General features: G+C 41.9%; 6 protein-coding genes and 2 pseudogenes. 7 read left to right on the top strand and 1 reads right to left on the bottom strand.

Features of this window, described 5'->3' with window-relative positions; translation table 11 throughout:
* Positions 1 to 368: 368 nt before the first annotated feature.
* Positions 369 to 994: pseudogene (locus tag HMPREF9010_RS25135) on the top strand (glycoside hydrolase family 3 N-terminal domain-containing protein); the annotation flags it as partial.
* A 46-nt stretch (positions 995 to 1040) separates the two neighbouring features.
* Here HMPREF9010_RS25135 and HMPREF9010_RS26835 read toward each other — a convergent pair.
* Positions 1041 to 1580, bottom strand: a pseudogene (locus HMPREF9010_RS26835) (transposase); the annotation flags it as partial.
* Between the two features lie 930 nt (positions 1581 to 2510).
* On the opposite strand from HMPREF9010_RS26835, the gene HMPREF9010_RS21575 reads away from it, so the two are divergent.
* The 6 genes from HMPREF9010_RS21575 (at position 2511) to HMPREF9010_RS21600 (ending at position 12242) form a co-directional block, all read left to right on the top strand.
* Positions 2511 to 4037 (top strand): sulfatase-like hydrolase/transferase, encoded by a 1527-nt coding sequence (locus HMPREF9010_RS21575; protein WP_008646831.1) that lies wholly within the window; start codon positions 2511 to 2513, stop codon positions 4035 to 4037.
* A gap of 113 nt (positions 4038 to 4150) precedes the next feature.
* A complete protein-coding gene (locus HMPREF9010_RS21580) occupies positions 4151 to 5809 on the top strand; it encodes a hypothetical protein (RefSeq protein ID WP_008646829.1) in 1659 nt (552 codons plus the stop codon).
* Positions 5810 to 5830: 21 nt separating this feature from the next.
* Positions 5831 to 6241: a hypothetical protein gene (locus tag HMPREF9010_RS21585; RefSeq protein ID WP_004317373.1), complete on the top strand. Its 411-nt coding sequence runs from the start codon at positions 5831 to 5833 to the stop codon at positions 6239 to 6241.
* Positions 6242 to 6253: 12 nt separating this feature from the next.
* Positions 6254 to 7879, top strand: coding sequence for a DUF1735 domain-containing protein (locus HMPREF9010_RS21590; protein WP_004317375.1), 1626 nt, complete (start codon positions 6254 to 6256; stop codon positions 7877 to 7879).
* 44 nt (positions 7880 to 7923) lie between these two features.
* Positions 7924 to 8913 (top strand): glycoside hydrolase family 43 protein, encoded by a 990-nt coding sequence (locus HMPREF9010_RS21595; RefSeq protein WP_008646827.1) that lies wholly within the window; start codon positions 7924 to 7926, stop codon positions 8911 to 8913.
* Between the two features lie 140 nt (positions 8914 to 9053).
* On the top strand, positions 9054 to 12242 hold the full coding sequence (locus HMPREF9010_RS21600) for a SusC/RagA family TonB-linked outer membrane protein (RefSeq protein WP_008023524.1): 3189 nt from the start codon (positions 9054 to 9056) through the stop codon (positions 12240 to 12242).
* Positions 12243 to 12254 lie beyond the last annotated feature (12 nt).

Here is a 12254-nt window from a genome sequence, read left to right as displayed (position 1 = left end):
ACTATCAGTGTTATGTCAGATTGTAGAACGGAGTACTTGGTAACAAGAAATAAGCAGTTTCTCTGCATGACAATCTTTTTTCTTTTTCTTATCAAGTCACAAACTGTAAGTGTAGCCGATTTTTGGGGTGATCTCCAAGCCGCAGTGAGCCTTACTTTTGACGATGGTATCCAAGAGCATTATACTTTAGTACCCCCCCCATTTGAATCGGTATGCACTTCGAGGCACATTCGGGATAAATGGCAAATATATGGGCGATATTGATGATCATTTTGCTCCTCGACTCACTTCCATAAGAAAATATAGGCACTAACTGAATTTGCCAAATGAACGAAGAAAAAACTACCACCAAATTTGAAGAAGAACCGAAACATTTTGCTCTTTATGGTGCAAGTGAATCAGGGCGTGATTATAATACGGTTGATATGAGCCGTTTGCGTATGTATAATGAATACCTTGCTCCCTATCGTGCCGCTGTTGATGCAGGTGCAGGCAGTATTATGAGTTCCTTTAATGTTGTGGATGCTATCCCGGCTACTGCCAACAGATGGTTGCTGACTGATTTGCTTCGAAATGAGTGGGATTTCGAGGATTATTGATGACAGATTATTATGCGTTGGGCAAGATGGATGCCCACGGAGTTGCTCCTTTGAAAGAAGCCGCTGCGCGTGCTTTGCTGGCGGGTACGGATATGGATATGGTTTCCTGTGGTTTCCTGAATACGTTGGAAGAGTCTATAGCGGAAGGAAAAGTGGCAGAAGAACAGATTAATGCTGCGTGTAGGCGTGTGCTGGAAACAAAGTATAAATTGGGCTTGTTTGTCGACCCATATAAATATTGTGATACGTTGCGTGGTGAAAACGAGCTGTATACGACCGCTCATCGTGCTGTGGCACGAGAGATTGCTGTCGAAACGTTTGTTCTACTGAAAAATACGGATAATCTTCTTCCTTTGAAGAAGAAAGGTAGGATTGCTTTGATTGGGCCGATGGCAGTCTCCCTCTTTTACCTGTAGGCTGTTCTGTGGTGAGATACCGGAAATAGGCATCATCTCTAAATCGACTGATTACATGAAATCCCATTTCAAGTACACCATCTACAAATGTGGATTTGGAGAAGTAGGCATCCGCAACCACATAGTTTGTCAGTCGCAGAAGTCTTTCTTTGCGGGTACGTAGCACATGTAAATACCAGTCTATTAATGTGTATTTGACTTGCTCCAGTGTTTTTGCCGGTGGTGTTTGAACAGCCTCCAAATGGAAGCAGGTATGAAGGTCCATATCAATGAGACCAATGCCGGAGATTTCCAAACAACGTTTAGCCATCCTGGCACAACCCGACCAAAAACGCCCAAGGTAGGGAGTACATTTACCCGATTTGCTGATATAGCTCGGATCGAAAGCAATCGCAACACGATTACCTATCTGAGATCCTGCCAAGTTGGCATTAAAGGACAACCAGTCGAACCTGCGACCAAACTGCTGACGATAGCGTTGTTCACCAAAGCGACCATAACGACCCAGTTGAAGGAAATTAATCCGACCCGGGATAATCAAATGTAAAAGTAACACTTCAAGCATAAACTTCTCACGCCATTTGTTTATCTTTACCGCCGATTTAAGCAGCACACTATTTATTAGCTCCAAATATTGGTCAAGTTCGTTCAGATTCATGATTATTAAAGATGTCGAAAACCTTAATATAATGAATCGGTAGGACTTGACCTACTTTTTATTTGTTAATTCAAAACTTAACGAACTATTGTGTATACTATTACAGTTTTTATTGTTAAGCACAACCTCTATTCCAAACTATATAGCCTCCCTTAAAAAACGATGATTCTTAAAAAAGGAATATTTAATCATCGGAGAAGGACATAAATCGCAGTTTGGTAAAGAAAAGCCGGAAAATGCCATGCATTTGTAATTACGTGATTCTCTATTTTCGCTGTTTTGAGAATATACTAATCGAATTGTGATAGATTCTTGATTCTTTTTGTTATTTGGAGAGTAGATACCTGAATAACCAATCATTTTATTATTTTCTCTTTTCCAATATATTATGATAAACTAGGGAGAAAATATTTCTTAATAGTCCATTTTTATCTTCTTCACCGGGGAACGATAGCTTCCTCGGTGAGGAACAAGTCGATGCACACCGAGGAACACTTCGTTGGTTTTAAGGCAATGAACGGTTCCTGAATAGAGAAAGATGTATATCTTGTTTGGCTTTATGCAATATTAGACTGTTTTTTGTATGCTCATGCGTTTATTTATACAGTTTATTTTCTAGTTTGCTACTTTCTAACTGGCTATTTTCCTGTAGAATATTAAAAGTAGAACATTGACAGGCCTATGCTATCATTTCGAGTTAATTCATCACACGCATTTTCATACCTTATTTCTCTGGAATAGTTGCAGGATGGACATTTCTCCCCATTATTAAACATTTGTTCTACATAAATAAATAAGTGGTGGCTAAATTTGCATCGTTATTAACTACATAATATTATGAAAAAGATAATCTATCTAGTTCCTACGTTGTCTTTAGTAGGTTGTACCTCACAGCGCGTAGAAGAAAAGCCGAATGTGATTGTGATTCTTGCCGATGATCTGGGATTTGGTGATGTCAGCGCTTACGGCTCTACTACGATTCATACTCCGAATATCGACAGTCTGGCTCATGGCGGAGTTTGTTTCATGAACGGATATGCCACTTCGGCAACTTCCACTCCCAGTCGTTACGCTTTGATGACCGGAATGTATCCGTGGAAAAATAAGGATGCAAAAATCCTGCCGGGAGATGCTCCTCTTATCATTAATGAAAATCAGTTTACCTTGCCGAAGATGATGCAGCAATGCGGTTATGTGACCGGAGCTATCGGAAAGTGGCACTTGGGGATGGGAGACGGCAATGTCAACTGGAACGAAACCGTCAAACCGGGTGCCAAAGAAATCGGTTTCGACTATTCTTGCCTGATTGCAGCAACCAACGACCGTGTCCCGACGGTTTACGTGGAAAACGGCGATGTAGTAGGACTCGATCCGGCTGACCCCATCGAAGTAAGTTACGAGCATAATTTTGAAGGCGAACCGACTGCCATCTCTCATCCGGAGATGCTGAAAATGCAGTGGGCACACGGACACAATAACTCTATAGTAAACGGAATTCCCCGTATCGGATATATGAAAGGCGGACAGAAAGCCCGTTGGAAAGACGAGGATATGGCCGACTATTTTGTAGATAAGGTAAAGAACTTTGTTACTGAACACAAAGGTGCTCCTTTCTTCCTGTATTATGGCTTACACGAACCTCACGTACCTCGTGCTCCCCACCAGCGATTTGTGGGCAAAACAACGATGGGGTCTCGTGGCGATGCCATCGTTGAGGCAGACTGGTGTGTCGGCGAACTGCTTGCCCACTTGAAGAAAGAAGGCTTGTTGGAAAAGACACTGATTATCTTCTCCAGCGATAACGGGCCGGTTCTGAATGACGGTTACAAAGACGGTGCTCCCGAACTGGCAGGCGATCATCTTCCTGCAGGAGGTCTGCGCGGAGGTAAATATAGTTTGTTCGACGGTGGTACGCATATTCCTCTGTTTGTTTATTGGAAAGGAAAGATTCAGCCGGTCGTGTCCGATGCACTGGTTTGCCAGGTAGATATTCTTGCTTCTCTGGGTTCGATGATACATGCCGATTTACCGGAAGGTTTGGATAGTCGGAACTATCTGGATGCTTTCTTTGGAAAAGAACAGAATGCCCGCAAGGATGTAGTGCTGGAAGCGCAAGGGCGTATGGCTTATCGTTCGGGCGACTGGATTATGATGCCTCCTTATAAAGGTTCCGAACGAAACCTGACCGGAAATGAATTAGGTAATCTGGGTGAATACGGATTATTCAATGTAAAAGCCGACCGGACTCAACAACAGAATATGGCGGCACAACAGCCCGAACTTCTGGACTCCCTGAAGCAGAATTTCTTTGCTGAAGTGGACGGTTATTATCGCAGTGAAGTAGAAGAAGAACCATTAAAATAAGGTCAAATGTTTATTCTGAACATAAATCCCGTTGATAAAACAATCGTTCTATTCTACCGGAGTTTATTTCTCTACCTTTGTTCTGTTCGATGTCGGACAATTAACCTTGAAGTATGTATATGAAAATGAAAGCTTTTTTAATGTTTGTATTGCTGTTCTTATGTTCGATGGGAACAAAGGCGCAGGATTTGGGGGCGAACTATAATGAAAATATAGATTACCCGATTACGGAAATAGAGATGTTGAAACAGTCGAAAGTGACTTGGGTGAGAGGATTTGTCAATATCCCCAATCTGTTTCTTCAGAATGAAAACGGGAAGATTGTTGGTGTGAAAGAAAATGCCATCAGGACACATATTCCTACATTGAAATTTATTCAGGCCAAGAAAGCCTTGGGCGACCGTGTGAAATTTATATTGAGCCTGAAAATACCTTTTGAATTATATACCGACACGGTTCCCAAAGTAGGAACTAAGGAGATGGAGTACATATTTCAGGCAACTGAAGTATTACTGAAAACCTATGATATGGCGAAGAATATTGAAATACTTGTCATGGGTAACGAACCGGAATGGGAGAATGCATTGGATACCGATCTTTGTCATGCGGACGGTGAGGATTATCGGGCATTTCTGAATGAGTTTGCCAATCGGCTGACTGCCTGGAAACAGGCTAATGGATGGACATTTGATATTTATGCCGGAGCATTGAACCGTGTATCCGAATTGCCGAAGAGCGAAACGGTACCTGCGGTAGTCTCTGTGGTTAATAACAATCCTAATGTTGTAGGGCTCGACTTACACGTTCACGCATTGAAAATCAACCAAGCGGAAGATGATTTCCGTATTATCCGCGATAAATATGGTGTAACAAAGAAACTGATTTGCACGGAATTCTCTATGGTACGTGCTTTAAATCCTCATGTAGCCGACGCACTGGGAGAATGGGGAACCAAGCATGGTTATACGGCCGGGATGAAAATTTACGAATACCTTAATCTGATAGCCGAAAAAGCTAATGCCGGTACACCAGTCAGTGCAACCGAGTTCAAGAGTCTTTTTGAGAGTTATTCCTGGTATCCGAAGAATTGGTATAAAACTTTTTATGAGGTGTTCAAGAAATATGATACGTATGCCATTACCGGACGTTTTAGTGTGGTTCCCGGTGGAGCGAGAGCTGTTTACGATGCGAAGACTGAAATGTGGGAACTTGGAGGAATTTATTTTTCCCGTTATTTAGGACTGGATGCAGACGGATTCTACAATCCCAATCCATTGCTGTATCCCGATTTCATCGCTGCTCGGGATGGATTGGCTGTTTCCAGCCTTGTCGGAGGACAACGGGAATTGTTCATTCGTTGGGGAAATGGAGCCGATAAAACAGGTATATTGTCAGTAACAGATGAAAATGGAACAGAGGTAGCACGTCGGTCGCTTGATTCGGAGAATGACTATACATTGGTTGAAAATCTTGTTCCCGGAACTGCCTACCATGTAGCATTGCTGAAATCGGATGATGCCGTGTTGTGGAAGGATGATGTTAAGACCAAGTCTGTAACAGGAAAGTTTCCTTTGTTGAAATATCAACAAGTGGATGAATATATGTTAGTACAACTATTAAATTTGCCGGATGATGTCTTATCTTATAAAGTAAAGCTGGATGGACAGGAAATCAATATAGTGAATAAGAACCTGAACGGACAAATACTTACCGCCGAAGTGACTTATAAGGATGGGTCAGTAGAAATATTGTCGACAACTGTTAGAAAGTAATTATCTTAAATTTATTCGCTTATGAAAGTAATATATGTAGTGTTGGTATGTTTGTTGGCTTTCACCTCTTGTGCGGAGACGGAATATGCCGAAAACGGGGTTGATAAGAAGAATATAACAGGATATACCGAAGTTGGGTTTTATAGTTTGGATGGAATTTGTACTTTTACAGAGCAGGAACAACTTCAGGCTGCAATTAATCCTAAACGGTTGACTTATCGCCTGCAAAATTCGGATCAAAGCAAATACATTCATGTGAAGTTTGACGGGAAGCCCACGGCTGTCGGTCAAAAGATAAAGGCTGAATTCTCATTCCAAGGAGTTTCTTTCCTCAAAGAAGGGATGGAGATGGAGGTAGTTCGTATAGACGGAGATAAAGTTTGGTTGTCAGGAGATAATGTCGGTATGGTAATCCCTGTTTTTAATAATTAAAAGAAAGATATTATGAAAAGATACATTCCTGTTGTAGCGTCATTAATGGCGTTTTCGTTGATAGCATGTGGTGAAGTCATGGATCTGACACAGCCGGAAAAGGCTGAAGTTACCTATTCCAATATTACCTTGTCGCTTTATCAGACAGGCAAATATGATTTATATCTGGATGAGCCGGAATACCAATATAACATTATGGTGGAGAAAAGCCATTGCGAAAAAGAAGCAAAGGCGGAATTGGCTGTTGTCGATGCCAAAGAGTTTGGTGAAGAATATCACCTCTTACCTGTGGAATATTATGATCTGGATGGAAGTAATTTTAATTTTAAGGGGGACGATGTCCTGCGTATGGTAAATTTGCGCTTCCATGATTTAGGTACGCTTGACGGATCAAAGAAATACGTTCTCGGTTTGAAACTGGTTTCCGACGATCTTGCAGTCAATCAAGAGAAAAGTACAATGACTTTCTTCCTGCAACAGAAACAGGGAGAAATCGACAACCCTTATACCGTGGCGACAACGAGCGACTTGATAACTCTCGGAGAGAAACTCAAAGATGGTAAGACGATCTATGCCAAGATAGAGAATGATATTGATTTGCAAGGTGTAGACTGGCAACCGATAGAGACTTCGGTTTCCAAACAACTTGTATTGGATGGAGGCGGACATACGATTCGTAATCTGAAAGTAAATACTTCCTCTTCTGTTAATCAGGGATTCTTTGGATTGTTGGTTGGTAAGTGTTCCAATATAAACTTTGAAAATGCGCAGATTACAGCCAATACAAAGATGGCAGGCATCCTTGCCGGACAGGTGGGAGCTGCTACTTCTCCGGGTATCGTGGAGAATGTTCGGGTATCCGGTACGATTTCTTTAACTTCGGGAACGGGAGCGGCTGCCTGGGATAACGGTCAGGCTGGTGGTATCTGTGCAAGACTTCATGGTGCAGATAGTAAAATTCATCAGTGTACATCGGCAACGGATATTACTGCCGTATGGTGCGCCGGCGGTATTTGTGGGGAAACGAGAGGCGGAGCAACGATCTCTCAATGCTCTTCCACTGGGGATATTGTGACTGAATCATGTGTAGGAGGCATCGTTGGACGTATGTTATATTCTATCGTTACGCAGTGTTATTCTTCAGGTCTCGCACAAGCTTTCCCGATGAAAGTGGCGAATCCTGCGGGTGGTATTGCCGGATTTGTAGATCCTAGTCCGACAGCTGTGATCTCTTATTGTTATTCCGATTGCGAGGTTTCCGCTCAAAACCAGGTAGGCGGTATTATGGGATTTGCTAACAAGGCGACAGGAATCACCGTAACACATTGTGTGGCTTGGAACCAGAAATTATTCTCTAACGGTGCACCCAAGTCGGGAAGAATTTGCGGACGCTTTAACAAGAATGAGGCTAATAATTGCTATGCGAATCCGAATATGGAATGTCGTTTTTCTGCCAATACGCCTGCTATCGTAGATGAACAAATACCCAACTACGCAGCACAAAACTTTGGTGCCGACCGTTACAATGGTCTTTCTACGATGAGCACCCCGATAGATGCTGCCAAGGCTCTTTCCTGGGATAAATCAATATGGAATCTCACAGGGGATAAACCCGGTTTGGTTTGGATGATAGATTGAAATTTTGTAGATGAGATAAAGATCAGATATAGAATAAAATAGGTATGAAGAAACATAAAATGACAAAAAGACTTATTCTCGCATTAGGAATCATTTGTTTGTCTGTCACCGGGGTGCGGGCTGATTCAGTTAATGAGAAGGAGATCACTTATGCCGATCCTACAATTTATGTGGAAAACGGCAAGTACTACCTCACAGGTACACGTAATCAGGAACCTCTTGGATTTGCCATTCTCGAATCGACCGATCTGGAGCATTGGACAGTGCCTGATGGCAGTTCCCTGCAACTGATTCTGCGGAAAGGAGATCGAACGTATGGTGAAAAAGGCTTCTGGGCACCTCAATACTTTAAGGATAAAAGAACTTATTATTTCACTTATACCGCTAATGAGCAAACAGTAATTGCTTCCTCAAAATCGGTATTCGGACCTTTTCGTCAGAAGGAAGTCAAGCCGATAGACGCTTCTGCTAAGAATATAGACTCTTTCCTATTTAAGGATGATGATGGGAAATACTACCTATATCATGTCCGCTTTAATAAAGGAAATTACCTTTGGGTAGCCGAGTTTGACATAAAGAAAGGAAGTATCAAACCGGAAACATTGAAACAATGTATGGACTGTACGGAGCCTTGGGAAAAGACTCCGAACTATAAGTCTGCACCGGTGATGGAAGGACCGACTGTTATGAAGTGGGACGGGGTATATTACCTCTTCTATTCTGCCAATCATTTTATGAATATCGACTATTCGGTAGGTTATGCCACTGCTTCTTCCCCTTTCGGTCCGTGGAAAAAGCATCCGAACAGTCCGATCATTCATCACAGCCTCGTAGGAGAAAACGGATCAGGACATGGAGATGTATTTAAAGGTCTGGATGGAAAATATTACTATGTTTACCACGTTCATCGTTCAGATTCCACCGTGTCCCCTCGTAAAACACGTATTGTTCCGCTCATCCTGAAGAAAGGAAACGATGGCATATACAACATCACCGTAGACAAAGAGCACGTCATAAAGCCAATGTGGAAATGATTTGTTCAGAAATGTAGTAGAGAAATCTATTTTGCACATTTGTACGGGTTTTGAGGATAATCTTCCTTTTCATTTGAAGATTTTCCCGCTTAATTTGTGTCTTGAGATAAAGAATTTGTTAACAGTTAAAAATAATGTTTATGAAAAGAGACAGACTTTATTTTTCTTTCTTATGTCTTTGTTGCTTTTTGTTTTGTGCGCTGGACGTGCAGGCACAACAAGATTATTGGAAGGGACAAGTGAAGGATGCAGTATCTGGTGAACCGATGATTGGCGTCAGTGTTCGCGTGAAAGGTACGGGAAGCGGTACGATTACTGATTTTGACGGTAATTTTACTGTGAAGGCATCGAAAGGAGACATACTTGTCATTTCTTATGTGGGTTATAAAACTCTGGAACTGGATTTAAAGAATAAAACGACTTTAGGAGTAATTTCTTTAGGAGAAGATACGGAGACACTGGAAGAAGTGGTAGTGGTTGGATACGGTGTACAGAAAAAGGTATCCAGTGTCGGTTCCATTGCTACTGCAAAAGGAGATGATTTATTAAAGATAGGTAGCGTGAACTCCGTTTCCGAAGCCTTGCAAGGTCAGATGCCGGGTGTGGTTGCCATCAATTCCACTTCAAAGCCGGGAGCCGATAAGGCTTCTTTATTGATTCGTGGTAAGTCTACCTGGGGAGAAGCGGAGCCACTGGTATTAGTGGATGGTATCGAACGTGACTTCAACGATGTCGATGTGAACGAAATCGAATCTATTTCTGTACTGAAAGACGCTTCGGCAACTGCGGTTTACGGTGTGAAAGGTGCGAACGGCGTTATCTTGTTGACAACCAAACGCGGACTCGAACAGAAACCGGAAATCTCATTCACAGCTAACTTCGGTTTTAAACAACCTTCTGCTGCTCCTGAATGGTCTGACTATGTGACCTCTATGAAACAGTATAACAGAGCCCAGGCTAATGATGGTAACTGGGGAGCAATGGTTCCCGAATCTACCATTACCGCATGGGAAAATGCGTATGCTACCGGAAATTACGGTCCATATAACGATGTCTTTCCCGAAGTGGACTGGTGGAAAGAACTGGTAAAGAATGTAGGTTATGAACAGGCTTATAATCTTAATGTACGTGGTGGTACGAAGAAAATGAGTTATTTCGTATCTTTGGGTTATTTGCATGACGGAGATATTTTTAATACTACCAAACAAGAGGATTTCGATCCTTCCTTCTCTTACCGTCGTTATAACTGGCGTAGTAATTTCGACTTCAATATCACAAGTACTACTAAACTTTCGTTCAATGTGGCCGGTAAGATGGGTTATCAGAACCAACCGTCTTATTATGAGAATGTCGATTCTCCGGATGAACGTTTTTTTAAAACGTTCTTTACGGCTCCAAGTAATGAATTTCCGATTAAATATAGTAATGGAATATGGGGAGACGGGTTAAGCTCCGATCAAAATATAGCCTGTCTGATGAACGAAGGAGGTAGTCGTAATATTAAGCAACATCAAGGTTTCTACGATGTAATCTTGAATCAGAAGCTGGACTTTATTACAAAGGGACTGTCATTAAAAGCATCATTGTCTTACACTACTTCTTCTTCATGGACTACCCAGATCATGCCGGGTAAGATTTTAGGTAAAGACGATTTGGTTGCCCAACGTACACATATTCGTATTAATCGTGTGTATGATTACGCCAATCCTATTTATAATGCTGACGGAACAATTACTTATAATTATACCGAGAAACGCTATCCGGATGAAAATGCTCCCGGAGATTTGCCTGTTGGTGGTGTTTATGACGGTTTCAAGGCTTACGGACGTAAACTTTATTACGAATTAGCATTGAATTATAGTCGCCAGTTTGGCGATCACGATGTAAGTGCCTTATTTGTATTTAACCGTAAGATGAACGAATCAACCAATACTGCTAATTCGGGTGTGATGAACTTCCCGGCTTACGAAGAAGACTGGGTAGGCCGTGTCACTTACAACTTCAAAGAGCGTTATCTTGCTGAATTTAACGGTGCCTACACTGGTTCGGAAAAATTTGCTCCGGGACGCCGTTTCGGATTCTTCCCCTCTGCCTCTATTGGTTGGCGTATCAGTGAAGAACCATGGGTAAAGAAATTGACCAAAGGTGTACTGACCAACCTGAAAGTGCGCTATTCGTATGGAGTAGTTGGTAATGATAAAGGTGCTACCCGTTTCAACTATATTCAGAAGTTTGAGCAACTATCTGCCAATGCGCAGTTTGGTAAATATCAGACCAGTAACTGGGGACCTTTATACAAAGAAGGAAAATTGGCCGACCCCGATGCTACCTGGGAAGAATCTATTAAGCAGAATATCGGTATCGAAATAGGTTTGTGGGGTAAACTAAACTTTACTGTGGACTTGTTCGATGAAAAGCGTAATAACATTTTGATGACACGTAATACGATTCCGTCATGGGCCGATAGTGGTATTGCTTTTCCGCAGGTGAATCTGGGTAAGACTAAAAATCACGGTCTTGAACTGGATATTGCTTGGAACGACCGTATTGGAAAGTTTAATTATTACGCGAAGTTTAATTTTGCAACCAGTGAGAACCGTGTTGTCTTTATTGATGACCCGAAGAATCAGAGCGAATATTTGAAAAAAGCCGGAAAGTCAATCGGATATGTGAATAAATACCTGGCAACAGGAAACTTCCAGTCATTGGATGATATTTATAACTCGGCGCAGTCCACTATTGCCAATGGTACACATAATACATTGATTCCGGGAGACTTGTATTACATCGATTATAATGGTGACGGCATGATTGATGCTAAGGATATGGTTCCGATGAAAAACCTGAACTATCCGACTACTACCCTCGGATTTACATTGGGAGGTTCTTACAAAGGAATCGGATTCAATATGTTGTGGTACAGTGCTATGGACGTTTATAAAGAAGCGATTCCTTCCTATTTATGGGATTTCCCGGAAGGTAATATCAAGGCTCAACCAAATACGTTGAATACATGGACAGCCGATGCTCCGATTCAAGGCGGTCCGATTCGCCCCAGTATTCATGTTCAGAGAAGTTATAATTCGGTGGCTAGTACATACACATATACCAACCATGCTTATCTTCGCTTGAAGAACCTGGAAGTGAATTATCAGATTCCGAAGCGTTGGTTGCAGCCTTTACGTCTGACAAAACTGCAAGTATATGTCAACGGTACCAATTTGTTGACGTTCTCGAAAGGTGATTCCCGCCGTGACCCCGAACATTCGGGACAGAATGTTTATCCGGTGGTGAGACGTTATAACATTGGTTTTAGATTAGGATTATGAGACACTTTAAAT

Origin of the sequence: Bacteroides sp. 3_1_23, assembly GCF_000162555.1 — a bacterium.
GTDB lineage: Bacteria > Bacteroidota > Bacteroidia > Bacteroidales > Bacteroidaceae > Bacteroides > Bacteroides ovatus.
Note: the sequence above shows the minus strand (reverse complement) of the source record. Positions and strands in the feature narration are given on the sequence as shown.